We start from the raw sequence: 25874 nt of genomic DNA, 5'->3' as shown, positions 1-25874 counted from the left end.
TAAGTGACCGCCATGTCCACATTGAATCCGATTCTTGCTGGTTCAGCGCAGAGCGTTGAAGCCTATCAGCAGGTTATCGAGCAGACCAGCCAGGCCGTTGTGCAGTGGCTGAAGCAACCTGAGATGTATCAGGGGAAAAGCGTTGACGAGCTGCGTGAGCGTATCTCCCTAGAATTTAACGAACAGGGTTTGGGTAACCAGGCGGCGATTGATCGTGCGATCGAGTACTTCCTGAAAGACAGCCTGTCGGTGCATCACCCGCAGTGCGTGGCGCACCTGCACTGCCCGAGCCTGGTGATTAGCCAGGCGGCGGAAGTGCTGATTAACGCCACCAACCAGAGCATGGACTCCTGGGATCAGAGCCCGTCGGCAACCATTATCGAGATGAAGCTGATCGAATGGCTGCGCGCCCGGGTCGGTTTTCCGGCGGGCGACGCCGGCGTCTTCACCAGCGGCGGCACCCAGAGCAACCTGATGGGCCTGATGCTGGCGCGCGACGCCTTCTTCGCCCGTCAGGGCCACTCCATCCAGCAGGATGGGCTGCCGGGGGATATCCGCAAGTACAAAGTCTTGTGCTCGGAAAACGCCCACTTCTCGGTGCAGAAGAACATGGCGCTGATGGGCCTCGGCTACCGCTCGGTAACGCTGGTGAAAACCGACGAATTCGCGCGGATGGACGTGTCCGACCTGCAGGCGAAGATTGCGCAAGCGCAGGCTAACGGCGAGCAGATCATGGCGATCGTCGCCACCGCCGGCACCACCGACGCAGGCGCTATCGACCCGCTGCGCGACATCGCCGGTATCGCTGCGGAACATCAGATCTGGCTGCACGTTGACGCAGCCTGGGGCGGCGCCCTGCTGCTGTCTGAGCAGTATCGCGACTACCTTGACGGTCTGGAGCTGGTGGATTCCGTTACCCTGGACTTCCATAAGCAGTTCTTCCAGACCATCAGCTGCGGCGCATTCCTGCTGAAGGACGCGCGCCATTACGAGCTGATGCGTTATCAGGCGGCCTATCTGAACTCCGAGTTCGATGAAGAACACGGCGTACCGAACCTGGTGTCTAAGTCGCTGCAGACCACCCGTCGCTTCGATGCGCTGAAGCTGTGGATGGGTCTGGAAGCGCTGGGCCAGAAACAGTATGCGGCGATCATCGATCACGGCGTCACGATGGCGAAAAACGTGGCGGAGTACGTGAAGTCGCAGCCGACGCTGGAGCTGGTGATGCAGCCGCAGCTGGCGAGCGTGCTGTTCCGTTCCCGTCCGGCGCAGATGGCCGGGAGCGACGCGGCGGCTATCGCGCTGCTCAACCAGCGCGTCGGCGACGCCCTGCTGGCCTCCGGCCGCGCTAACGTCGGCGTAACCGAGCACAACGGCGTTACCTGCCTGAAGCTGACTCTGCTGAACCCGGTGGTGACGCTGGATGACGTGAAGGTTCTGCTGAACCTGGTGGAGCGCACCGCTCAGGAGCTGCTGGCGCAATAACCTGCCTTAGCGAGGCGGCGCCTGCCGCCCCGCTGTCAGCCTTGCCTGCAATAAGCCGATAATGTCCTTATCGGCTTTTTTTATTTCTTTCCGCACCGCTAATGCTCTCTTCGCAGGGCCCGTTGACCCCTGCCTCTCGCGATGCCACAGTATTATCCCGAGAATAACGACGTTCAGGATAAACGTCCTGAAAATGGGGATAATGATGGAGAAACGCTTACCAGGGCTGGATCTCGACGCCCTGCGCAGCTTTGTGACCGGCATGGAGTGCGGCAGTTTCGCCCAGGCAGCGCTGCGCCTGTCGCGTTCCACCTCCGCGGTCAGCGCCCAGCTTAAAAAGCTGGAGAGCCAGTGCGGTACGGCGCTGGTGACCAAACAGGGGCGGCATCTGGTGCTCACCGCGGAAGGCGAAAAGCTGTTGAGCTACGCCAGACGCCTGCTGGCGCTCAATGATGAAACCCTGCGCGCGCTGCAGGGTGAGCGGCTCACCGGCGAGATCCACCTTGGTATGCAGGAAGATTTTGGCGAATCGCTGATGCCGGGGATCCTCGGGCAATTTAAACGGCATCATCCGCAGGTGCGGATAGTCGCCAGGGTGGATCGCAATGGTCCGCTGCGCCAGGCGCTGGCGGAAGAGGCGCTGGATCTGGCGCTGCTGTGGCAAACCGAAGATCAGGGTCCCGGGCTGGGCCTCTGCCCGCTGGCGTGGATTGCGCATCCTGACCTGGATATTCGCGCTCTGCTGGTCTCCGGCGAGCCGCTGCCGCTGGTGATGTTCGACAGCCCGTGCCTGATGCGCTCCCGCGCCATTGCCTGTCTCGATGCCGCGGGGATCCCCTGGCAGGTGGTGTTCGTCAGCCACAGCCTGAGCGGCATCTGGGCGGCGGTGCAGGCCGGGCTGGGCCTGACGATACGCACCCGCATCGGCATGCCAGGCAACCTGCGCCCTGCAGGAGGACTGCTGCCAGCGCCAGGAAGTCTGGCCGTCAGCCTGCGACAAACCCCGCGTGAGGAATCGCATTCCGCCGCCGTGGCGCTGCTCGGCGAACTGATGACCGAGGCCCTGCAGGGATGGCTCGACAGGTGACACTGTCACGCCATCCCTGCGCGCTCGTGTAGGCCGGGCAAGCGCAGCGCCGCCCGGCAACAGGCACAAGAGATGAACGGAACCATCCGGCAGTCACCGGCAATGGACATTCTGCGCCTCTCCCGCTTCAATGCCCGGTGGCGGCTGCGCCTTACCGGGCCTACACTCTCCCTGCGCGCTCCTGTAGGCCGGGCAAGCGCAGCGCCGCCCGGCAACAGGCACAAGAGATGAACGGAACCGTCCGGCAGTCACCGGCAATGGACATCCAGCGCCGTTCCCGCTTCAATGCCCGGTGGCGGCTGCGCCTTACCGGGCCTACATTCTACCTGCGCGCTGATGTAGGCCGGGCAAGCGCAGCGCCGCCCGGCAACAGGCACAAGAGATGAACGGAACCGTCCGGCAGTCACCGGCAATGGGCATTCTGCGCCTCTCCCGCTTCAATGCCCGGAGGCGGCTGCGCCTTACCGGGCCTACACTCTCCCTGCGCGCTCCTGTAGGCCGGGCAAGCGCAGCGTCGCCCGGCAACAGGCACAAGGGATGAAGGGAACCGCCCGGCTGCCACCGACAATGGGCATTCTGCGCCTCTCCCGCTTCAATGCCCGGTGGCGGCTGCGCCTTACCGGGCCTACATTCTCCCTGCGCGCTCATGTAGGCCGGGCAAGCGCAGCGCCGCCCGGCATCAGGTATAAGGGCTGGAGGGTTCCGTCCGCCAGACGCCTGCGCCGCGGGTCAGGCTTTGCTCTCCTGCAGCAGCTGCTGGATCACCTGCTCCTGGCGGGCATAATCCCCTTCGCCGAATGCGGTATAACGCAGCTGCCCGCGAGCGTCGAAAATGTAATGCGCCGGCCAGTACTGATTGCCGAAGGCGTTCCAGATGGCGTACTCATTATCCGCCACCACCGGGTAGGTTATCCGCCAGTCCTTCACCGCCTGGCGCAGCAGGGGCAACGAACGCTCCCAGGGATATTCCGGGGTATGAACGCCAATCACCACCAGGCCTGCCGCGCGGTATTTGTTCGCCCAGTCGCGCATGTAAGGCAGGGTATGCTGACAGTTGATACACTCCCGGGTCCAGAAATCCACCAGCACCACTTTGCCCTTCAGACGCTCCGGAGTTAACGCCGGGCTGTTGATCCATGCGCTGCCCCCCGCCAGAGAGGGCATCGCGCTGCTGGGCTGCGGCGCGGCGATCGGCTGGAGGCTGGTCTTTTGCTCCGGCTGCGGCAGTCGGGCGGCCAGCCGCTGCTCCAGCGCCTGGCTCAGTCCACCAGCGCTCTGCAGATAGCGATCGCCGCCGCTGGCGATCAGCGCCACCGAGGCCAGCATTGCCCCCCCTGCCAACCGGCGCAGCCGTTCGCCGAACGCCTGTCCGCGACGCAATCTGGTGATCAACGCCGCCCCGCACCACCCCAGCAGGAATAACATCAGCGCCCCGCCGCTGCCGTAGGCCAGCAGCAAGCCGCCGGTAGTCGCCTGCCCCGGATGCACAAAGCCCAGGCTAAGTATCGCCCCCAATACCGGCCCGGCGCACGGCGCCCACAGCAGGCCCACCGCCAGCCCGGCCAGCAGAGAACCGATCCAGCCGCGCTGGCGTGAACTGGCATCGTTAAGCTGATTCCCCAGCGTCACCAGGGGTGAGGTTAGCCGTTGCGCGACGCGTTGCGAAAGCAGACTCAGCCCGACCAGGGCGAAGAACGCCAGCGCCAGACCGCGGCCTGCGAGGGTCAGATTCACCACCCAGCCGCTGGCGACCGTCACCAGCCAGGAGACAGCGCCGAACATCAGCGCCATTCCTGCCAGCATGATCGACAGCTGTCCCCGGCGGCCCCGGACGCTGGCGAACAGCAGCGGGATCACCGGCAGCGTACAGGGGCTCAGCAGGGTTAACATTCCGCCCAAAAATGCAATTAATATCGACATCGCCTTCTCCTCATTATGCCGTCGCTGCCGAGAGTGGCAGCCACGACATTACAGCAAGGCCATGTAAGGCGAATGTGTCGGGAAAGGGGGAGAATTGTCGGCTTAGTTATCCGTCTTTCCCGGAGATACAGCAGGATACAATCCCGCCGCGGCAAGGCGAACGCTGGCGTCCAGGCCGCCCTGCGGGCGGTTGGCCAGGCGCAGCGCGCCGTCCATCTGGCTGAGCAGCTGCGCGGCGATCGCCAGCCCCAGGCCGGTGCCGCCGGTATCGCGATTGCGCGAGTCCTCCAGGCGATAAAAAGGCTGCAGCACCGCCTGCAGCGAGGCCTCTGGGATCCCCGGCCCCTCATCCAGCACATGAAGGGTGATATCTCCCACGGCGTCACGGGTCAGGGTTACCGTGGCCGTCGTACCGAATTTCAAGGCGTTATCGATAAGATTGGTCATCACCCGGCGCAGAGCCTGCGGCGGGATCCACACCACCCCGGCGGTCTCTTCGGGACAAAACTGGACCGGCCGGCCGACATCGGCATAATCGCAGACGATAGTGTCGAGAAACGCATCGAGATTCAGCCGCTGTCGCGCCTCCTCCAGCGGCTGCGAGGTGCGGGCGAAGGCGATGCCCTCCCGCACCAGACGGGTCATATTGTCGAGATCCTGCAGCAGTTTGCCGCGCAGTTCCGGCTGGTCGGCCATCTCCACCCGCAGCTTCATTCGGGTTATCGGGGTTTGCAGATCGTGGGAGATGGCGGCAAGGATCCGCGCTCGCTCCTGCAGATGATCGTGGATGCGCGCCTGCATCGCGTTAAACGCGCGGGCGGCGCGACGCACCTCCTCCGGCCCCTGCTCGGCCATAGTTCCCGCCGTGTCGCTGGCCGGCTCCAGGGCATTTACCGCGTGGGTAAAGCGGGAGATGGGCAGCAATACCTGGCGAACCGCGTACCAGGCGCAGGCCAGCAGGAGGACAAACTGAGCGATCAGCACCACCGGCAGCCAGCGGGCGATGGCCGGTAGTTTCGGCCACAGGTCGAGGGTCAACGGCGCGCCGTCATGAAGGGTAATATGGGCCTGAATATGCTGCCGCGGGCCGGGGATCGCCACAATACTTACCGGATACTGCGCGCTCAGCGCCTCCTGCAGGGAGCGCGCTGCGTCCCGGGCGCGCCAGCTGTCCGGGTAATCGCCGCGCTCCCCGGCGTCCAGCAGATAGCGATAATTGCCGCGCGCCAGCTTCGGCAGCCATTGTGGCCGCTCAGCGGCCGGCAGGCGGTCAAGGATCGCCACGCTGGTGGCGACATCGGAAGCCAGATTCCCCAGCATCACGCTGCGAGCGCTGCTCATACGCTCATAAAACAGCAGCGACAGGGTTAAGGTATTCGCCAGCAGCAGCGCCAGAAACAGCAGCGCCATCAGCCTCGACTGCAGCGAGGCGGGCCAGAACCTCATTCATGCCTCTCGCGAATGGAGACCGGCACCGACAGCACATAGCCTTCGCTGCGCACCGTTTTAATGTAGGCCGGCTCGCGGGCATCCTCCCGTAGCCGCTGGCGCAGTCGGCTCACCAGCAGGTCAATCGACCGCTCAAACAGTTCCGCGTCGCGTCCCTGGGTCAGATTGAGCAGCTGATCGCGGTTCAGCACCCGCTGGGGATGGTCGAGAAACACCCGCAGCAGCCGATACTCCGCCCCGCTGAGGGCGACGATGGCGCCGCTGTCGTCCAGCAAATGGCGAGCGGCAGTGTCGAGCAGCCAGTCGCCAAAGGCGATCAGCCTGCCCGTCTCGGTGATCTGCAGGTTGGGCGGCAGCGCCCGGGTGCGGCGTAAAATGGCTTTGATGCGCGCCAGCAGTTCGCGGGCCACAAAGGGCTTAATCAGATAATCGTCAGCCCCCATTTCCAGGCCGAGGATCCGGTCGCTGTCATCGGTGCGGGCGGTGAGCATCAGCACCGGGATATCCTGCTGCGGGTTGGCGCGCAGCTGGCGACAGAGCGTTAAGCCATCCTCACCCGGCATCATAATATCCAGCACAATCAGGTCAATTTGATGGTTTTTGAGTACCGACCACATGGCTTTGCCGTTCGCCGCGCCGCTGGCGCGATATCCCGATTTTTCCAGATAGTCGACAATCAGTTCCCGGATGTCGCGGTCGTCGTCGACGACCAGGATGTGGTCAATACGCTCCAAAGGCTGCTCCTGCGGCAAAATAAACTCTTCACAAGCATAAGCCGTGTTGCCGGAAGCGCAACGTCGCGCCGCCGGCAAGGCGCCGGTTACAAACGATCGGCGTCCACCACCGCCTGCACAAACGCCGTCGGATCCTCCTGCGGCGGGTTATGGCCCACCGCTCCCGGCAGATCCCGGTGCTCATATTTACCGGTAAATTTGGCACGGTAGCTGGCGGGAGCCGGATGCGGCGCGCCGTTATTCGCCCCTTCCAGGGTGATGGTGGGCACGGTTATCGGCGGTAACGCCGCCAGCCGTTGTTCATAGCCGGCATACTTCGCTTCCCCTTTCTCCAGCCCCAGGCGCCAGCGGTAGTTGCTGATGGTGATCGCCACATGGTCCGGGTTATCCAGCGCCCGGGCGGTTTTGGCAAAGGTCGCGTCGCTGAATTGCCACTGCGGCGACGCCTGATGCCAGATAAATTTCGCAAAGTCGTGGGTGTTTTGCCGGTAACCGGCCTCCCCACGCGGGGTGGCAAAATAGAATTGATACCACCACGACAGCTCAGCCTGCGGCGGCAGCGGTTTTTCGCCAATCTGCTGACTGCTGATCAGATACCCGCTCACCGAGACCAGGGATTTCACCCGCTGCGGCCACAGCGCGGCGACGATATCCGCCGTGCGCGCGCCCCAGTCAAAACCGGCCAGATCCGCCTGCCTGATGTTAAGGGCGTCCATCAGATGGACAATATCGGCCGCCATCGCCGACGGCTGACCGTTACGCGGCGTGCTGGCGGAGAGGAAACGGGTCGTGCCGTAGCCACGCAGATACGGCACGATCACCCGGTAACCCTTCTGCGCTAGAGCCGGCGCCACCTGGGCATAGCTCTGAATATCGTAGGGCCAGCCGTGCAGCAGGATCACCGGCTGGCCGTCGCGCGGGCCGATATCCACGTAGCCAATATTCAGGTCGCCGGCGCGGATCTGCTGGATCTTGTCGAACGCCCCCGCGTCTTCAGCGGCGCAAACGGCGGCGGACCACAGGGTGGATAACCCCAGCGCCACGGCGCTGGTATAGCGGATCAGGGATAATCTGTTCATCGTTTTCTCACCTTTTATCGTCATCAAGAGAGTACGTGACCAGTAAAACGGAAATTTGTATCCGCCATGTGCCCGACCGGGGCCATTTTTATCTCTTAATGTCAGCGCTGCGCCGCGAGATACAGTGTGATACAAAGTCGAGGTTGGCAATTGTTGCGGGCATGTGAATTTATGCTTGCCCCGGGAGATAAATCCGTTACCGTGGCAGGCATTTTTCACCACTTGAGAACGCAGGAACCCGCTATGGCGATTTTTGATGGTCACAATGACCTGCTGCTGAATCTCTGGCTTCACCATCGCGCGGATCCGGTGAGCGCCTTCTTTGCCGGGATAGAGAACGGCCATCTCGACTATCCGCGCATGCTGCAAGGCGGATTTGCCGGCGGGCTATTCGCGCTATTCGTGCCACCGCAGGAATATATTGCCCGTATGACGCCGCAATACGCCAGCCAACGATGGGATCCGATCGATATCCTCTGGCAGCAACTGGCCATCCTGAAGCAACTTATCGCCCACTCCGCTGGACGCTTGAGATTGTGTCTGAGCGCGGCGGATATCGAACGCTGCCGCGAGGATAAGGTACTGGCGATGGTGGCGCATATTGAGGGTGCCGGAGGTTTTGATGGCGAGGGCCGCGACCTGCAGGCCTTTTATGCCGCCGGGGTCCGCAGCATTGGTCCGTTCTGGAACATTGCGAACCGCTTCGGCAGCGGCGTTAACGGTTCGTTTCCCGGTAGCCCGGACACTGGGCCTGGACTGACAGCGGCAGGTATCGATCTGATTAAGCAGGTCAATGCCTTGAAGATGCAGATGGACGTGTCTCATATGAATGAAAAAGCGTTCTGGGATACCGCCCATCACGCAACGTCACCGCTGGTGGCCACCCACTCCAATGCCCACGCCCTGTGCCCGCAGCCGCGCAATCTGACCGACCAGCAACTGCGGGCGATCCGCGACAGCGGCGGCGTGGTGGGCGTCAATTTCGGCAATGCTTTCCTGCGCGCCGACGGCCGGCGCGATAGCGACACGCCCTTAACCACCATTGTCCGGCATATCGACTATCTTATTAACATAATGGGTGAGGATCATGTGGCCCTTGGCTCGGATTTTGACGGCATCACCCTGCCGGACGAGCTGGGCGATGTGGCCGGCTTACCGCGGCTTATCAATACGTTGCGCGCTAGCGGCTATGATCAATTGGTGCTGGATAAGCTGCTGTGGCGTAACTGGCTACGGGTATTAAAAAATGTTTGGCAACAATAGGTTATATTGTAAACATAAAGTTAATTCCTTACAGATTCCGGGTTGATCTCTCTCCCGGTGAAGCGCAATATGCGGCAGCCGTCACAGATCCACCATTATCCGTGAGGCCTGTAGTCATTTTTAAGAGGAACAAAACATGTGGAAGAAACCTGCTTTTATCGATTTACGTCTCGGTCTGGAAGTGACGCTGTACATTTCTAACCGTTAATCGCCCCGCCCGCCGTTCGCGCGGGCACCTTCATTCATTACCCGGTCCGTCTTCATGTTCATTAAAGTCCTCGGTTCCGCCGCCGGCGGCGGTTTCCCGCAATGGAACTGCAACTGCGCCAACTGTCAGGGTCTGCGCGATGGCACCATTCAGGCTGCCCCCGCACCCAGTCGTCAATTATCGTCAGCGACAACGGTAAAGAGTGGGTGCTGTGCAACGCCTCGCCGGATATCAGCCAGCAGATTGCCCATACCCCGAGTTAAATAAAGCCGGCGTACTGCGCGGAACACATATCGGCGGCATTATTCTCACCGACAGCCAGATCGACCACACCACCGGGTTGCTGAGCCTGCGGGAAGGCTGCCCACATCAGGTCTGGTGCACCCCGGAGGTTCATGAGGATCTCTCCACCGGCTTCCCGGTGTTTACCATGCTGCGGCACTGGAACGGCGGCCTGGTGCATCATCCCATCGCTCCGCAGCAGCCTTTTACCGTTGACGCCTGTCCTGATTTGCAGTTTACCGCGGTGCCTATCGCCAGCAACGCGCCGCCCTATTCGCCGTATCGCGACCGGCCGCTGCCGGGTCATAACGTGGCGCTGTTTATCGAAAACCGCCGCAACGGGCAGACGCTGTTCTATGCCCCGGGGCTGGGTGAGCCGGATGAAACCCTTCTGCCGTGGCTGCAAAAAGCGGACTGTCTGCTGATCGATGGCACCGTCTGGCAGGATGACGAGCTGCAGGCCGCCGGCGTCGGGCGCAATACCGGGCGCGATATGGGCCACCTGGCGCTCGGCGACGAGCACGGGATGATGGCCCTGCTGGCCTCCCTGCCGGCAAAACGCAAAATTCTCATTCATATTAATAACACCAACCCGATCCTTAACGAGCAGTCTCCCCAGCGCCAGGCGCTAACGCAACAGGGGATCGAAGTGAGCTGGGACGGGATGGCAATCACCCTTCAGGATACCGCATGTTGATCACTGACACGCTGTCGCCGCAGGCCTTTGAAGAGGCTCTGCGGGCTAAAGGCGCCTTCTACCATATTCACCACCCTTACCACATCGCCATGCATAACGGCGACGCGACCCGCGAGCAAATTCAGGGTTGGGTGGCGAACCGGTTTTATTACCAGACCACTATTCCGCTGAAAGACGCGGCGATTATGGCCAACTGCCCGGATGCGCAAACCCGGCGCAAATGGGTGCAGCGGATCCTCGACCACGACGGCAGCCACGGCGAGGACGGCGGGATTGAAGCCTGGCTGCGGCTGGGGGAAGCGGTCGGTTTGAGCCGCGACGATCTGCTCAGCGAGCGTCACGTGCTGCCCGGCGTGCGCTTCGCAGTGGATGCCTATCTCAATTTCGCTCGTCGCGCCTGCTGGCAGGAGGCGGCCTGCAGCTCCCTGACCGAGCTGTTCGCCCCGCAGATCCATCAGTCGCGCCTCGACAGCTGGCCGCAGCACTATCCATGGATCAAAGAGGAAGGCTACTTTTACTTCCGCAGTCGTCTGAGCCAGGCCAATCGCGACGTTGAGCATGGCCTGGCGCTGGCGAAGGCCTACTGCGACAGCGCTGAAAAACAGAACCGGATGCTGGAGATCCTGCAGTTTAAGCTCGACATTCTGTGGTCGATGCTCGATGCCATGACCATGGCCTATGCCCTGCAGCGCCCGCCCTATCACACGGTCACCGACAAGGCGGCCTGGCACACGACCCGACTGGTGTAATCATGCAAAAAACGTCCATCGTTGCCTTTCGTCGCGGCTACCGACTGCAGTGGGAAGCCGCCCAGGAGAGCCATGTGATCCTCTATCCGGAGGGTATGGCCAAACTCAATGAGACCGCCGCGGCGATCCTCGAGCTGGTCGATGGCCGGCGCGACGTCGCGGCGATTATCGCCATGCTTAATGAACGTTTCCCGGAAGCCGGCGGCGTCGATGACGACGTCATCGAGTTCCTGCAGATCGCCTGTCAACAGAAGTGGATCACCTGCCGTGAGCCAGAGTAAACCCACCGTCAATCCGCCACTGTGGCTGCTGGCGGAGCTGACCTACCGCTGCCCGCTGCAGTGTCCCTACTGTTCCAATCCGCTGGACTTCGCCCGGCAGGATAAGGAGCTGACCACCGAACAATGGATCGAGGTCTTTCGCCAGGCGCGGGCGATGGGCAGCGTTCAGCTGGGCTTTTCCGGCGGCGAGCCGCTGACCCGTAAAGATCTGCCGGAGCTGATCCGCGCCGCGCGCGACCTCGGGTTCTATACCAACCTGATCACCTCCGGGATAGGGCTGACGGAGAGCAAACTGGACGCCTTCAGCGAGGCCGGGCTGGACCATATCCAGATTAGCTTCCAGGCCAGCGATGAAGTGCTCAACGCCGCGCTGGCCGGCAACAAAAAAGCCTTCCAGCAGAAGCTGGCCATGGCCAAAGCCGTGAAAGCGCGCGACTACCCGATGGTGCTCAACTTCGTTCTCCACCGGCACAACATCGACCAGCTCGATAAAATTATCGAGCTGTGCATTGAGCTGGAAGCCGATGACGTTGAGCTGGCCACCTGCCAGTTCTACGGGTGGGCGTTTCTTAATCGCGAAGGGCTGCTGCCGACCCGGGAACAGATCGCCCGCGCCGAGCAGGTGGTCGCTGACTACCGGCAGAAAATGGCCGCCAGCGGCAACCTCACCAACCTGCTGTTCGTCACCCCGGACTATTACGAAGAGCGGCCGAAAGGCTGCATGGGCGGCTGGGGATCGATTTTCCTCAGCGTCACCCCGGAAGGCACCGCCCTGCCTTGCCACAGCGCGCGCCAGCTGCCGGTGGCGTTTCCGTCGGTGCTGGAGCAGAGTCTGGAATCGATCTGGTATGACTCATTCGGCTTCAATCGCTACCGCGGGTATGACTGGATGCCGGAGCCGTGCCGCTCCTGTGATGAAAAAGAGAAGGACTTCGGCGGCTGCCGCTGCCAGGCCTTTATGCTGACCGGCAGCGCCGATAACGCCGACCCGGTATGCAGCAAATCCCCGCATCATCACAAAATCCTCGAGGCCCGGCGCGAAGCGGCCTGCAGCGACATAAAAGTCAGCCAGCTGCAGTTCCGCAACCGTACCCGCTCGCAGCTGATCTACCAAACCCGGGACCTGTAATGACGCTGGCGACCCGCACCGTCACTTTGCCGGGCGGCCTGCAGGCCACCCTGGTCCATCAGCCGCAGACGGATCGCGCGGCTGCCCTGGCGCGGGTCGCCGCCGGCAGCCACCACGAACCGTCGCGCTTCCCTGGGCTGGCGCACCTGCTGGAACATCTGCTGTTTTACGGCGGAGAGCGCTACCAGGATGATGACCGACTGATGGGCTGGGTGCAGCGCCAGGGCGGAAGCGTGAATGCCACCACCCTGGCTCGCCATAGCGCGTTCTTTTTCGAGGTTGCCGCCGATGCTCTGGCTGATGGTGTCGCGCGTCTACAGGAGATGCTGCAGGCCCCGCTGCTGCTCAGGGAAGATATTCAGCGCGAAGTGGCGGTGATTGACGCCGAGTACCGCCTGATCCAGCAGCATGAGCCATCGCGCCGGGAAGCCGCGGTGCGCCACGCCGCCAGCGCGCCCGCGGCGTTTCGCCGCTTTCAGGTAGGCAGCGCCGACGCGCTGGCGGGCGATCTCGCTGCGCTGCAGGCCGCCTTAGGCGATTTTCACCGCACCCATTACGTCGCCCGGCGAATGCAGCTCTGGCTGCAGGGGCCGCAGTCGCTTGAGGCGCTCGGCGAGCTGGCGGCCCGTTTCGCCGCCGGGCTTGCCGCAGGCGAGCCTCCGCCGCCGGCGCCGCCGCTGCGCCTGGGCGAGTTCACTGCACTGCAGCTGGCGGTCTCCAGCCAGCCCGCGCTGTGGCGCTGCCCGCTGATCGCTTTAAGTGACAACGTCACGTTACTGCGCGAGTTTTTGCTGGATGAAGCCCCCGGCAGCCTGATGGCCGGCCTGCGCCAGCGCCGGCTGGCCGGGGATGTGGCGCTGAACTGGCTGTATCAGGATCGGCACCTCGGCTGGCTGGCGCTGGTCTTCGCCAGCGACCGGCCGGAAGAGGTCGACCGGCAGATAACCCACTGGCTGCAGGCGCTCCAGCAAACGACGCCTGAGCAGCAGCAACACTACTATCAGCTATCCCACCGCCGCTTTCAGGCGCTGTCGCCTCTCGATCAGCTGCGCCAGCGGGCATTCGGCTTTGCCCCCGGCGCGCCGCCCGCCGGGTTCGCCGATTTTTGCGCCGCCCTGCAGGCCGCCCCGTCGGTCAGCCTCGCCTGTCAGACCGTTTCCTCAGGGGAGCCTGTTGCCACCCAGGGCTTTAGCCTGCCGCTTAGCCGCTGGCGCCGCCGCCCTGAGTCTGACCCGGCGCTGGGGTTCGCTTTTTATCCGCAGGCCGCTGGCGATCTCGTTGCCAAATGCCCGGAGAAAGCCGCGCCGCTGCTCCATCTCCCGTTACCGGAAGAGCCGCCGAGGCTCCTGCTGCGACCGCCCTTCTACTGCTCGCCCGATCAGGCCGAGGGGCTGGCGCGTGGGGAACAGCTGCGCCCACTGCTTGCCGCCCTGCGCCATGCCGGGGGACACGGCGAGTGGCATCTGTTCGACGGCAGCTGGCAGTTGACCCTCCAGCTGCCGGAGCCCGGCCGACGGCCGGAGGCGATCCTGCAGGCCATTCTGCGGCAGCTCGCGCTCCCGGTCGCCTCGCTGACCCCACCGCCGGAAAGTATCGCTATCCGTCATCTCATGGCTCAACTCCCCGAACGGCTGGGTACATCCGGGCATCAGGAAGGATGGCTGTCGGCCCTGGCCGGCGGCAGCGCAGAAGATGCGCAGTGGGTAGCGCGTCAGCTGAGCCTGATTACCGCCCCGGTTAATCCGCCGATGCCCGCTCCGGCGCCCTGCCGCCGCGGCGTCGAACGTCTGGTTTATCCGGGAGGCGATACGGCGCTGCTGGTCTTTATTCCGCTGCCGGATGGCGCCTCGCTGGCGGCCCTGCGGCTGCTGGCGCAGCATTGTGAGCCGCTATTTTTCCAGCGCCTGCGGGTGGAGCAGCAGATTGGCTATGTGGTGAGCTGCCGCTATCAGCGGGTCGCCGATCGCGACGGGCTGCTGATGGCGCTCCAGTCCCCGGATCGCCGCGCCGGGGAATTGCTGCGCTGTGGTAAAGACTTTCTGCGCCAGCTGGCCCCCATGGATGAGGCGACCTTCAGACCGCTACAGCAGCGCCTGGCCGCTCAGATCCGCGCCAGCAGGCCGCCAGAGGCGCGGGCGCTGTCCGCCCTGCGTCAGGAGTATGGATTACCAGAGCTAACGCCGCAGGCGGTTGACGCGCTGCGCGTTGCAGAGGTGGCCGATCTGGCACGCGAAATGACCCGCCGGCGTCGCCGCTGGCAGGTGCTGTTCACGACAGGGGATTAATGGCCGGGGGCATCCGGGGTCAGAAAGGCGCTGACGAAGCGCGTAAGGATCGCCGCGCCCTGCGGGCTCTCCTGCACCTCGTCGTGTAACCGCTGCGCGTCAATACCTTCCGCCTGCAGCACCGCCTCCCGGTGGCGGATCAGCGAACGGGCTATCGGCGCGGTAAATTCCGGGTGAAATTGCGTAGAGACCGCGTGCGGCCCATAGCGCACAATCTGGTGGGGATCGTGGGCGGACGCGGCCAGCACCGTGGCCCCTTCCGGCAGACGAGTCACGGTTTGCAAATGGCTCAGATGCGCAGGAAATGTAGCCGGCAGGCCGCTCAGCAGCGGATCATCGACACCCCATGGCGACAGCGTAATGGTTTGGCTGCCGCTTTCCCGCCCGCCAGGATGATACGCCACCTCGCCCCCCAGCGCATGGGCCATCAGTTGATGACCATAGCAGACGCCGAACAGCGGCATGCCGATAGCCACCGCCTGACGGATCCAGTCGGCGGTCCGTTCGCTCCATGCCAGGCGATCGGACACCATTGCCCACGAACCGGTGAGAACCGCCACGGTCTGGCGATCCGGCGCCGGCAGCGGTTCATCTTCAAACACCCGCACCGTGGTGAGCTGCGTCTGCCACGGCGCCAGCAGCGTGCGAAACCAGCGCGGCAGATCGCCATGCGCCTGGCGAATGGCCGTCGGCGGCGTGCCGGTCTGGACCAGCAGTAATCGGTTACGTGTCACCTTTTCTCCTCGCTCCGGGTCATGTTCCCGTAAAACACTATGCCGCCGGGAAGACGATGGGACAAATAACCAATTACTATGGACGATGCGCCTGCGGAATAAGTCCTGTCGCTTACTGGGCATCGGCGCTGTCACGCTGCGGCACATCGGCTGCCGCCGAAGATGCCTGCTGCGGGACAAAAATATGGTCCAGGATGGCGCGCGCCGTCGGTCCGGCCACCACCCCATCCCCGCCGCCGTTCTCCAGAATCAGCGCCATCGCCACCTTCGGATGCTGATAAGGGGCAAACAGGGTGTAGAAGATATGGTCGCGCAGACGCACCGGGATCATTTTGGCGTTATAGGTCTGGTTTTGCTTCAGGCTAAAGACCTGCGAGGTCCCGGACTTCGCCGCGATCTGATACGGCGCAGTATGAAACAGCTTATAGCCGGTGCCGTTGGGCTGATTCGCCATCCCATACATGCCGTTGCGCACAATGCCCCAGTACGGGGATTTCGGGTCACCCACCTGCGGCAGGTTCGCCGGCTGCTGATAACGTTCCACATGGTTGCCCTGCTTCATCGAATAGAGCAGATGCGGATCCTGTACTTTACCATTGTTCAGCAGAGTGGTAAGCGCCTTCACCATCTGGATCGGGGTGGCGATCCAGTACCCCTGGCCGATGCCGACCGAGATGGTGTCCCCCTGATACCAGGGCTTTTTATGCACCCGCTGTTTCCACTCCCGGCTGGGCAGCACCCCGGCGTACTCCTCATTAAGGTCGATGCCGGTGGACTGGCCGTAGCCGAACTTGCTCAGCCATTCATGGATCCGGTCAATGCCCATCTCGAAGGCGACCTGATAGAAAAAGGTGTCCGCTGACTCTTCGATGGCTTTAGTCACGTTGAGCATGCCGTGGCCGGTTTTCAGCCAGTCGCGGTAGCGGCGTTGCGTGCCCGGCAGCGTCCACGTCGGCGCCCCGAAGAAGGTGGTGTTCGGGGTGATGACCCCAGCGGAGAGCGCCGACAGCGCCATATAGGGTTTGACCGTCGAAGCCGGAGGATATAGCCCCTGGGTGACGCGGTTGATCAGCGGCCGGTCCGGATTCTCCAGCAGCGATTTATAGGCCTGATAGCCGATACCTTTGACGAACGGATTAGGATCGTAGCTGGGACTGGAGACCATCGCCAGCACGCCGCCATCCCGCGGGTCGACCACCACCACCGCCGCCCGCTGTCCCTTCAGCACCGACTCAATATACTGCTGGAGATGAAGGTCGAGAGTCAGATAGAGGTTTTTTCCGGCCACCGGCGGCACCTCTTTCAGTAGACGCACCACCCGGCCGTGGTTATCCACCTCCACTTCCTGATAGCCGGTGGTGCCGTGGAGCGCTTTTTCATAATAGCCCTCGATGCCCTGCTTACCGATATTGCGGTCGGCGGCGTAGTTCTCCTCTTCGCCGTTTTTCGCCAGCCGCTGCAGATCGCTGTCGTTGATTTTCGACACATAGCCCACCACGTGCGCCAGCTCTGCGCCGTAGGGGTATTCCCGTTGTTGGTAGCTCTCCACCGTCACGCCGGGGAAACGGAATTCGTTGACCGCGAAGCGGGCCACCTCCACATCGCTGAGGTCTGACTTGAGGGTGACCGCTTTGTAGCGGCTGGTGTGGTGCATATCGTCGCGAAAGCTGGCGATGTCGTCCGGCGTCAGGTCGACGATAGGCGTCAGCTGCTGCAACAGCGCGGCCATATCGGGAATTTTGCTCGGGATCACCTGCAGGCGATACAGGGTGATATTCTGCACCAGCGGAATACCGTTGCGATCGAATATCAGCCCGCGGCTGGGGGCGATGGGCAGCATTTTGATGTCGTTCTGGTTTGACCGGGTCTGGTAAAAATCGTGCTGCTCCACCTGCAGATGGTAGAGGTTAACGATCAGCACGCCAAAGCAGACCACCACCAGCAGAAAAGCAATTGCGGCCCGGCGGATAAACAGCATCTCTTCCGCGGAGTGGTCGCGAATTTCGTCTCTCAAAAGGGGCATTAGCGGTACATCACCTGAATCACTGGAAAAGCCAACGGCGTAACGGCCGGGAAGCATAGCCTTATCGCAGCGTCAGCCCTACTGAAAGGTTGCTAATGATCTGGCAGAAATGTTTCAGCATGTTAGAGGGATCGTTATTCTTAACCTTGCCCGTGACGCGTCAGGCTATATTCACGATGCCCGACGCGTCGGCGCAGCTCACTGTTCTGCGCGGGCCGCCACGTGGGAGGTAGCCGACTTCCCTGAGGTATAGATTAAGTACAGCGCGAGGGCCAGACATATCACCGCCGCCAGTCGCGCCGGCGAGAACGCCATCGTGCTGTTGCCCAGCCAGCCAAAGTTGTCGATCAGCAGGCTCATCGTCAGCTGGCCAAAGATCACCGCCACGGTGGCCGTAGCGGTGCCTATCCGCTGCACCGCCAGCACCATAATGACGATGTAGGGCACGCCGCAAAATGCGCCCAGCAGCTGCCACTTAGGCACCTGTAGCAGGTTTACCGACGTCGCTGGAGCAAAAAACAGGATCAGCAATCCCGTCACCAGCGCGCCGGTGGCGAAGGTTAAAAAGGCGCTGCGCAGCACCCCCACCTGGCTGCCAAGACGGCCATTTATCGCCGCCTGGACGCTAAGCAATGCGCCGCCGCACAGTGCCAGAATGATCACTATCGTATCCATTTCCCCTCCTTAACCCAGAGCCACCAGCAGTAACGCCGCCATAATCAACATCAGCGCCATGGCGCGCCGCGGATCGATTTTGCGCCGTGGGCTGCCGAATAACCCGTAATGGTCGATCGCCAGGCTTTTCGCCACCTGACCCGCCAGGATGCCGATCATGGTCATGGCAATACCAATCACCGGCGTCGCCACAGTCAAGATCACCACGTACCCCGCCCCCAACAGACCACCGGTGAGTTGCCAGCCGGGCAGAGAAAAGAACGACGGGCTGCTACGCGGGCTGAAAAAGAGCATTAGAAAAAAGGTTAACACTGCGCCAATCCCAAAGATGCTCATGGTTGCCCACAGATCCCCCACCTGGCTCGCCAGCGGCCCCAGCAGGCCGGCCTCGACCGATAATCCCATGCCGCCGGCAATCACTAATAAAATGAATAATAACGCCATTACTGCGCCTCCTCTGTACAACAGGCGGCTGAGGATAAAACAGCGTGCTGATGCGATAAACGGTATAATGCAGAAAACACTATTGCAGGAATTGCACAGATGGCCGATGCCAGCAGCGTCGATTTTCGCGCCCTTCAGCTTTTCATCGCGGTTTACGATAACCAGAGTTTTTCCGTAGTGGCCCGCCGCGAAGGGGTCTCTCCCTCGCTGATCTCGCGAACCATCCAGCAGCTGGAAGATGCCCTCGGGCAGCAGCTGTTCTACCGCAACACCCGTGCCGTGGTACCGACCGAAGCAGGACGCCTTTTCGCAGCGTCCGCCCGGGAACTGCTGGGACAGTACGCCGACGCGCAACGGGCGTTACAGGATCGGGCACAGGTCCCCGGCGGACTGGTGCGGATCAATGCGCCGGTCTATTTTGGTCAGCGGCATATCGCCCCCTGGCTTCCGGAACTGGCGGCCCGGCATCCCAAACTGCAGTTTGACCTGACGCTGACCGACGATTTTATCGATCCCCATCGCGATGCGACGGATATCCTTTTTCGCATCAGCAGCCTGCCGGACGCGGGCTATCACGCCAGAGTGTTTGGCAGCCAGCGCTATTACCTGACCGCCTCCCCGGAGTATGTTTCACGGTACGGCAGCCCGACTTCGCCGGAGGCATTGCATCAACATCGCACGCTGGTGTATGGCGGTTCGCAGGGAGCCAACCGCTGGCTGTTTCGCCAGCGCGAAGAGGCATGGGTGCACTATCCGTTGACCCCGCTCATGACCTCGAACAATGCCGATGCCCTGCTCACTTCAGCCATCGGCGGGATGGGGATCGTGTTATTTCCCGACTGGATGGTCAGCGAGGCGCTGCACAACGGGACATTAGTCACGCTGATGGATCGCTATTCGGCGGCCATCAGCCACACGCCATCGTATATCGCGGCGATTTATCCTTATACCCGCCATCCCTCTCTCAACGTGCGGACAGTGATTGACTATTTTGCCGACGTGTTTGGATCGCCGCCCTACTGGCAGCGCTAATGCGAGATTCGTAGTAAAACTTGTCATATCTCAAACAATTAGCATTCCTTCGCCCAGCTTGACGCGGATCGTTTCCTTTGCCGCCTCGTTACGGCTATGGTTACTAATGAGGTTAATCTCAATCTCCAGGCCGACACGGTCCCACCAGGGGGTTGCCTAACCCTTCATTGAACGGAAATAGCTATTAAATCCGTAGATTCATTCAAATATCGCTTATTGGTAGCAGTGTATATCGTAACGGCATTCACAAAAGCAAACGGAGCCTGATATGAGCACGTCTAACGACCCATCCAACAATGCATCCGCCGGGAAGTGCCCTTTCCACGCCGAGACGCCAAAACAGAGCGCCGGCAGCGGCACCGCCAACCGCGACTGGTGGCCGAACCAGCTGCGTGTCGATCTGTTAAACCAGCACTCCAATCGCTCCAACCCGTTGGGTGAGAATTTTAACTACAGGGAAGAGTTTAAAAAGCTCGATTACTCCGCGCTGAAGGCTGATCTCAGAGCGCTGCTGACCGATTCGCAAGAGTGGTGGCCGGCAGACTGGGGTAGCTATATTGGCTTGTTTATTCGTATGGCCTGGCACGGCGCCGGCACCTACCGCACCGTTGACGGTCGCGGCGGCGCAGGTCGTGGACAGCAGCGCTTTGCCCCCCTGAACTCCTGGCCTGACAACGTCAGCCTCGATAAGGCCCGCCGTCTGCTGTGGCCGGTGAAACAGAAATATGGCCAGAAAATCTCCTGGGCCGACCTTTACATGCTGGCGGGTAACGTCGCTCTGGAAAACGCCGGCTTCCGCACCTTTGGCTTTGGCGCCGGTCGCGAAGACGTCTGGGAACCGGATCTCGACGTCGACTGGGGCGATGAGAAAGAGTGGCTGGCCCACCGTCATCCGGAAAGCCTGGCGAAACAGGCCATCGGCGCCACCGAAATGGGTCTGATTTATGTCAACCCGGAAGGTCCAAACGCCAGCGGCGAGCCGCTGTCCGCCGCGGCGGCCATTCGCGCCACCTTCGGCAATATGGCGATGGACGATGAAGAGATCGTCGCGCTGATCGCCGGCGGCCATACGCTGGGCAAAACCCACGGCGCCGCAGAAACCAGCCACGTTGGCGCCGAGCCGGAAGCCGCGCCGCTGGAAGCGCAGGGTCTGGGCTGGCACTCCAGCTACGGCAGCGGCGCAGGCGCGGACGCCATCACCTCCGGTCTGGAAGTGGTCTGGACGCAGACGCCCACCCAGTGGAGCAACTACTTTTTCGAAAACCTGTTCAAATACGAATGGGTGCAGACCCGCAGCCCGGCTGGCGCGATCCAGTTCGAAGCCAAAGACGCGCCGGAGATTATCCCGGATCCGTTTAACCCGGAGAAAAAGCGCAAACCGACCATGCTGGTCACCGACCTGACCCTGCGCTTCGACCCGGAGTTTGAAAAAATCTCCCGCCGCTTCCTCAACGATCCGCAGGCCTTTAACGAGGCGTTCGCCCGGGCGTGGTTCAAGCTGACCCACCGTGATATGGGGCCAAAATCCCGTTACCTCGGGCCGGAAGTGCCGAAAGAAGATCTGATTTGGCAGGATCCGCTGCCGGCAGCGACCCATCAGCCGAGCGCGGAAGATATCGCCAGCCTGAAAACCGCCATCGCCGGCGCCGGCCTGTCGGTCAGTGAGCTGGTCTCGGTCGCCTGGGCGTCCGCCTCCACCTTCCGCGGCGGCGATAAACGCGGCGGCGCTAACGGCGCGCGTCTGGCGCTGGCCCCGCAGAAAGACTGGCCGGTTAACGCCATCGCCAGCCGGGTGCTGCCGACCCTGCAGGCGATCCAGCGCGCCTCCGGCAAAGCGTCGCTGGCCGATATTATCGTGCTGGCCGGCGTGGTCGGCGTTGAGCAGGCGGCCGCTGCCGCCGGCGTCAGCGTCAATGTGCCGTTTACCCCAGGCCGCGTCGACGCTCTGCCTGAGCAGACCGACGTCGAGTCGTTTGATCTGCTGCAGCCGCTGGCGGATGGCTTCCGCAACTATCGCCGTATCGAAGGCGGTGTCTCGACGGAAACCCTGCTGATCGATAAAGCGCAGCAGCTGACGCTAACCGCCCCGGAAATGACCGTGCTGGTCGGTGGCTTGCGCGTACTGGGCGCGAACTACGACGGCAGCAAACACGGGGTGTTTACCGACCGCGTCGGCGTGCTCAGCAATGACTTCTTCGTCAATCTGCTTGATATGGCTACCGTCTGGAAAACGGCCGATGATAACGCGGAGCTGTTTACCGGCAGCGACCGTAAAACCGGCGAAGCGAAGTACAGCGCCACCCGCGTGGATCTGGTGTTTGGCTCCAACTCGGTACTGCGCGCCCTGGCGGAAGTGTACGCCTGCGCCGACGGGCAGCAGAAGCTGGTGCATGACTTCGTTGCCGCCTGGACCAAGGTGATGAACCTCGACCGCTTCGATCTGTAATCCTCTCGCCCCGGCTCCCGCCGGGGCGTTTTCCTTATACCGCCCGCGGCAGCTGTTGCAGTCGACTCCGCGTTCGTTGAATATCCTCCAGTTCCACCCCTGCCACCAGCGTCTCCAGGTCGCAGCGGGTCACCAGCAGCAGGCGGATCTGCTTTTCATACAGCACATCAATCACATTGATAAAGCGCTGCTGGGCCGCCGGCCCCACCGTAGCCAATGGCGGCACCTCGTCCAGTAGCCAGACGGCATAGCTTTCGCAGAGCTTCAGATAGTCCATCACCGCCGTGGCGGCCTGACAAAGCTGGGTAAAGGTGAAGTGCAGCAACGCGGGCGACGCCGCGGCCGCCAGCAGCGTGCGATAGCCTACCGTCAGCGAAACCGGTTCGCCAGGCAGCGACGGCAGGTCATACAGCTGACGCTGTTGTGCATTCGGATTAACCCACATCCGCCCGCTGCAGAAGGCGTTATCCTGGCTCAGATGCCGTTCGCGATAATCTTCCTCGCCGTTCAGCGCCACCACCGTTAGATGGGCGCGGATCAGCGCGATCGACGGTAAAAAGCGATCGTGATACAGCGGATTGGGCAGCAGCATCTCCGGCGGGTAGTTTGAGGTGGCCAGCAGCACGATACCGTGTTGAAAGAGGTGTTCCAGCAAGACTTTAATCAGCATGGCGTCGCCGGGGTCGTGCAGATGAAATTCGTCGAAGCATAGCAGGCGGCAACCGGATGTCATCTGCCTCATCACCGTCTGCAGGTCGGGCGCTCCGGGGGCATTCAGCCGCTGGTGCAGTTCGCGGAAGAAGTGATGAAAATGGACCCGCCGCCTGGCGGCGAGCGGCAGGCTGGCGAAAAAGTGGTCGAGGATAAAGCTTTTCCCTCGCCCGGTACGTCCCCAGACGTATACCCCCTGCGGGCTGCCTGTCGTGGACACCAACTGCTGACCGAGGGCGTCAAGGCGGGCGATGAGTGACAGCTGATCGTCGTCCAGCGTCAGACGCGCCCGCGCCGCCTGCTCGGCCATCACGCGGGTAAAACGAAAATCAGCCGTCACCTCTGTGGGACCAGATTCCGAGGGTACACATCCATTATTTAACATTCTTATAACCTCCTGCGAGGAGGCCATTCTAGCCGCTTTCCCGCGGGATGGCGAATCGCGCGACGAGCGGCCGTTTCCGCTGCTCCGCCGCCAGCCCCTACGCCTCTCCGACACGCCAGTGCACCGATGTGACGTTCTGCTGAACGCCCATCTGCGCCATAATTTGCGCCAGCGTTTTTTGGTGCTGCTTATGGCTAATCAGCTGCGCGCAAATCTCCAGATGGTCCGCTGTGTCCGCCGCCGCCGACTGCAATCCCTGCAGGGTAAACCGCTGCTGCTGCGCAATATTCAGCAACAGCTGACGTACGGCATTTTCATGTTCGCGCAGACAGGTGACGCGTAAGACATAGCGTTTCTCTTCGTCACCGGCCCCCGGCAAGGCATGAATGCGCTGCGCCGCCTCGCGCAGCAGGATATTGGCGCACAGAATAATCAGCGTAGCCGCCGTCGCGTTCCAGAACTGTCCCAGGCCGCAGAGTACGCCGATCCCGGCCGAACACCACAGCGTGGCGGCGGTATTGAGGCCGCGGACGTTCATACCATCGCGCATAATCACCCCTGCCCCAAGGAAGCCGATACCGGAGACGATCTGCGCTGCAATACGCCCCGGGCTGTCCGGCGAGGCCGACATCGCGCTGAGAATAAACACCGCCGCGCCGGTGGCCACCAGGGCATTGGTGCGTAAACCGGCCATACGTTGTCGCCACTGTCGTTCCGCGCCGATCAGCGCCCCCAACAACATTGCCGCGAGTAAATGTGTCATATAAGGAAATACCATCGCGCCTTCCTCCAGAAAACAGAAAGCCAAAAATTACAGATGTAGCGCTCAGCCGCGCCGGGCGATTAGCCGGTGGATGATGGTGGAGGAAATAAGGGTCTGGAAAACATAAACATAACGCTGCCTCTCGCGCTCAATGGCGCATAAATAATTGAGGGAGGCAATCCGGAACTGAGAGATTGCTGCCCGCCGGGACGGCAAGCAGCGAAATGATCGCGTTAGCTTGCCGGAAAATCGCAATAAGGGTGACTGTCCAACGTATGACTCCTGAATAAAAGTGGGCACATTATAGCCCGGGGTAATGATGGGTAAAGCACGAAAACGCCGCCGGTGACGATTCGTTTAGTTTGTCTTTCGCGGGTCCTGCGTAGCGTGACATCGCCAGGCGACTAAAATGCCGTCAGCGGTGATTTACTTCAATTCCGTCGCTGGGATGCGGCGAAAACCAGCATGAATATCATCTTTATGTCTCCCCAGCGCGATCTTACGCTAAAGAATGTCGCTAAGGCTAAGGATTAAAAATTTAAAACTATTAACAATCAATTAACATTAGCAGGCAAACCATTCTTCCTGAGGAACACAACACCATGTCTACCACCCAGGTTCTCGGCGAAACGCCCTATGCTTCGCCAGGACAACCGCACGCCAGCTTAACCGGACGCATTGATGCGCTGCCCGCCTCATTTGGGTTATGGTCGTTTATTACCCTGCTCTCACTTGGCGGCTTCTTTGAGCTCTACGATCTCTTCCAGACCGGGTATATCAGCGCGGGCCTGCTGGCGGAGGGCATTTTCCACACCGGACAGGCGGGCATCTTCGGCATCGCCGACCAGGCGGCCTTCGCCTCCGCCACCTTTATGGGGCTGTTTATCGGCGCCAGTCTGCTGGCGCCGCTGGCTGACAAACTGGGCCGCCGCCTGACCTTTATGGTGGCGCTCGCCTGGTACGGTCTTTTTTCGCTGCTGATGGCGACGCAGAGTAGCGCGGAAGGGGTGATCTTCTTCCGCTTTCTGGTGGGGATCGGCCTCGGCATTGAGCTGGTGACCATTGATACCTACCTCAGCGAATGGGTGCCAACCCATCTGCGCAATAAAGCCTTTGCCTTTGCCTTCTTCATCCAGTTCCTCTCGGTTCCGGCGGTGGCGCTGATGTCCTGGATGCTGGTGCCGACCACCCTGTTCGGCCTCAGCGGCTGGCGCTGGGTGATCATCTTTGGCGCACTGTTCTCGCTGGCGATCTGGTTTATCCGCAAAAAGCTACCGGAGTCAGCCCGCTGGCTGGAAAGCAAAGGGCGGCATGATGACGCGCATACGGTGATGTGTGAGATGGAAGCCCGCTGCGGCCTGACGCCGTCGCCGAAGCATGCGCATGCGGCACAGAGCGTCGTCAAACGCGGCACCTTCCGCGAAATCTGGGCGCCGCAGTATCGGCAGCGCACCCTGATGCTGATGGTGATGAACTTCTTCCAGGCGATCGGTTTCTTCGACTTTGGCAACTGGCTGCCGGCGCTGCTCTCCGGTCAGGGCGCCAGCATCACCCATAGCCTGCTGTACGCCTTCTTTATCACCCTCGCCTATCCGCTGGGCTGCCTGTTCTGCACCCGCTTCGTGCATCGCTTTGAAAACAAGTGGCAGATTGTCCTCTCCGCGCTGATGACCGTTATCTTCGGCACCCTGTTCGCCCTGCAAAACAACCCGATTCTGCTGGTGATCTGCGGGTTTATGATCACCTGGTCCAACGCCTGGCTGACCATCAGCTACCACGCCTACCAGGCCGAGGTCTTCCCGACCCATATTCGCGCCCGCGCCGTCGGCTTCTGCTACTCGTTCAGCCGGCTCTCGACCGCGGTGACCAGCATCCTGATCGGCATTATTCTGCAATACGCCGGCACGCCGGGGGTGATTAGCTTTATCGTCGTCAGTATGCTGATGGTAATGCTGTCGGTGGGGATCTTCGGCCCGAGAACGCGGGGCATTCGTCTGGAGAATATCTGATGGC

The 25874-nt window shown here is 61.7% G+C and carries 21 protein-coding genes and 1 pseudogene; 12 read left to right on the top strand and 10 right to left on the bottom strand.

Translation table 11 applies throughout. From position 1 onward, the window contains the following. The first annotated feature begins 3 nt into the window (after positions 1-3). On the top strand, positions 4-1485 hold the full coding sequence (locus tag LPQ25_RS12600; protein ID WP_004217942.1) for a pyridoxal phosphate-dependent decarboxylase family protein: 1482 nt from the start codon (positions 4-6) through the stop codon (positions 1483-1485). 193 nt (positions 1486-1678) lie between these two features. Next, positions 1679-2572 (top strand): LysR substrate-binding domain-containing protein, encoded by an 894-nt coding sequence (locus tag LPQ25_RS12595; RefSeq protein ID WP_014907548.1) that lies wholly within the window; start codon positions 1679-1681, stop codon positions 2570-2572. Positions 2573-3301: 729 nt separating this feature from the next. Here LPQ25_RS12595 and LPQ25_RS12590 read toward each other — a convergent pair. The 4 genes from LPQ25_RS12590 to LPQ25_RS12575 all read right to left on the bottom strand — a co-directional run bounded on the left by LPQ25_RS12590 (position 3302) and on the right by LPQ25_RS12575 (position 7754). Next, positions 3302-4492 (bottom strand): cytochrome c biogenesis protein/redoxin, encoded by a 1191-nt coding sequence (locus tag LPQ25_RS12590; RefSeq protein WP_048333510.1) that lies wholly within the window; start codon positions 4490-4492, stop codon positions 3302-3304. 102 nt (positions 4493-4594) lie between these two features. Then, on the bottom strand, positions 4595-5938 hold the full coding sequence (locus LPQ25_RS12585; protein WP_014907546.1) for a sensor histidine kinase: 1344 nt from the start codon (positions 5936-5938) through the stop codon (positions 4595-4597). Beyond that, on the bottom strand, positions 5935-6675 hold the full coding sequence (locus LPQ25_RS12580) for a response regulator (RefSeq protein ID WP_014907545.1): 741 nt from the start codon (positions 6673-6675) through the stop codon (positions 5935-5937). Before LPQ25_RS12580 ends, LPQ25_RS12585 begins: the two co-directional genes overlap by 4 nt. Positions 6676-6761: 86 nt before the next feature. Continuing rightward, on the bottom strand, positions 6762-7754 hold the full coding sequence (locus LPQ25_RS12575; protein WP_004180015.1) for an alpha/beta fold hydrolase: 993 nt from the start codon (positions 7752-7754) through the stop codon (positions 6762-6764). A 243-nt stretch (positions 7755-7997) separates the two neighbouring features. Between LPQ25_RS12575 and LPQ25_RS12570 the strand changes: the two genes are divergently transcribed. The 7 genes and pseudogenes from LPQ25_RS12570 to pqqF all read left to right on the top strand — a co-directional run bounded on the left by LPQ25_RS12570 (position 7998) and on the right by pqqF (position 14648). Further along, positions 7998-9017, top strand: coding sequence for a dipeptidase (locus LPQ25_RS12570; RefSeq protein ID WP_014907544.1), 1020 nt, complete (start codon positions 7998-8000; stop codon positions 9015-9017). A 136-nt stretch (positions 9018-9153) separates the two neighbouring features. Beyond that, complete coding sequence (gene pqqA, locus LPQ25_RS12565; protein ID WP_002905689.1) at positions 9154-9225, top strand: pyrroloquinoline quinone precursor peptide PqqA; 72 nt, start codon at positions 9154-9156, stop codon at positions 9223-9225. 54 nt (positions 9226-9279) lie between these two features. Further along, a pseudogene (pqqB, locus tag LPQ25_RS12560) lies at positions 9280-10204 on the top strand (pyrroloquinoline quinone biosynthesis protein PqqB). After that, positions 10198-10953: a pyrroloquinoline-quinone synthase PqqC gene (pqqC, locus tag LPQ25_RS12555; RefSeq protein ID WP_004143685.1), complete on the top strand. Its 756-nt coding sequence runs from the start codon at positions 10198-10200 to the stop codon at positions 10951-10953. Before pqqB ends, pqqC begins: the two are co-directional and overlap by 7 nt. Positions 10954-10955: 2 nt before the next feature. Then, the gene (pqqD, locus tag LPQ25_RS12550; RefSeq protein ID WP_004143686.1) at positions 10956-11234 is read left to right on the top strand and encodes a pyrroloquinoline quinone biosynthesis peptide chaperone PqqD; all 279 of its coding nucleotides are present in this window, start codon (positions 10956-10958) and stop codon (positions 11232-11234) included. Continuing rightward, a complete protein-coding gene (pqqE, locus tag LPQ25_RS12545; RefSeq protein ID WP_004184158.1) occupies positions 11221-12363 on the top strand; it encodes a pyrroloquinoline quinone biosynthesis protein PqqE in 1143 nt (380 codons plus the stop codon). Before pqqD ends, pqqE begins: the two co-directional genes overlap by 14 nt. After that, positions 12363-14648: a pyrroloquinoline quinone biosynthesis protein PqqF gene (pqqF, locus tag LPQ25_RS12540; protein ID WP_015874827.1), complete on the top strand. Its 2286-nt coding sequence runs from the start codon at positions 12363-12365 to the stop codon at positions 14646-14648. The genes pqqE and pqqF overlap by 1 nt, the downstream gene beginning before the upstream one ends. Here the strand turns inward: pqqF and LPQ25_RS12535 are convergent. From LPQ25_RS12535 to LPQ25_RS12520, 4 genes are all read right to left on the bottom strand, one after another. After that, the gene (locus LPQ25_RS12535) at positions 14645-15382 is read right to left on the bottom strand and encodes a glutamine amidotransferase (RefSeq protein WP_015874828.1); all 738 of its coding nucleotides are present in this window, start codon (positions 15380-15382) and stop codon (positions 14645-14647) included. The two genes, pqqF and LPQ25_RS12535, sit on opposite strands and share 4 nt — an antisense overlap. A gap of 112 nt (positions 15383-15494) precedes the next feature. Next, a complete protein-coding gene (gene mrdA / locus LPQ25_RS12530) occupies positions 15495-17405 on the bottom strand; it encodes a penicillin-binding protein 2 (protein ID WP_002905759.1) in 1911 nt (636 codons plus the stop codon). Positions 17406-17603: 198 nt separating this feature from the next. After that, the gene (locus LPQ25_RS12525) at positions 17604-18080 is read right to left on the bottom strand and encodes a DMT family transporter (RefSeq protein ID WP_004200007.1); all 477 of its coding nucleotides are present in this window, start codon (positions 18078-18080) and stop codon (positions 17604-17606) included. A gap of 9 nt (positions 18081-18089) precedes the next feature. Then, complete coding sequence (locus tag LPQ25_RS12520; protein ID WP_002905764.1) at positions 18090-18524, bottom strand: DMT family transporter; 435 nt, start codon at positions 18522-18524, stop codon at positions 18090-18092. Between the two features lie 99 nt (positions 18525-18623). On the opposite strand from LPQ25_RS12520, the gene LPQ25_RS12515 reads away from it, so the two are divergent. Together LPQ25_RS12515 and katG are read left to right on the top strand one after the other, a co-directional pair. After that, the gene (locus tag LPQ25_RS12515; RefSeq protein ID WP_002905767.1) at positions 18624-19556 is read left to right on the top strand and encodes a LysR family transcriptional regulator; all 933 of its coding nucleotides are present in this window, start codon (positions 18624-18626) and stop codon (positions 19554-19556) included. A 268-nt stretch (positions 19557-19824) separates the two neighbouring features. Continuing rightward, positions 19825-22002 (top strand): catalase/peroxidase HPI, encoded by a 2178-nt coding sequence (gene katG / locus LPQ25_RS12510; protein WP_009485840.1) that lies wholly within the window; start codon positions 19825-19827, stop codon positions 22000-22002. 34 nt (positions 22003-22036) lie between these two features. Here katG and zapE read toward each other — a convergent pair whose 3' ends face one another. Both zapE and LPQ25_RS12500 read right to left on the bottom strand, forming a co-directional pair. Next, the gene (gene zapE, locus LPQ25_RS12505) at positions 22037-23098 is read right to left on the bottom strand and encodes a cell division protein ZapE (RefSeq protein WP_014907542.1); all 1062 of its coding nucleotides are present in this window, start codon (positions 23096-23098) and stop codon (positions 22037-22039) included. Positions 23099-23195: 97 nt separating this feature from the next. After that, complete coding sequence (locus tag LPQ25_RS12500; protein WP_002906011.1) at positions 23196-23876, bottom strand: MgtC family protein; 681 nt, start codon at positions 23874-23876, stop codon at positions 23196-23198. Positions 23877-24463: 587 nt separating this feature from the next. Here LPQ25_RS12500 and LPQ25_RS12495 point away from each other — a divergent pair. Then, positions 24464-25870, top strand: coding sequence for an MFS transporter (locus LPQ25_RS12495; protein ID WP_226340351.1), 1407 nt, complete (start codon positions 24464-24466; stop codon positions 25868-25870). Positions 25871-25874: the final 4 nt, after the last annotated feature.

It is taken from the genome of Klebsiella sp. KPN54798 (assembly GCF_021184225.1).
GTDB classification, from domain to species: Bacteria; Pseudomonadota; Gammaproteobacteria; order Enterobacterales; family Enterobacteriaceae; genus Klebsiella; species Klebsiella pneumoniae.
The sequence above is the reverse complement of the archived record's forward strand: the minus strand, read 5'-3'. Positions and strand labels throughout refer to the sequence as shown.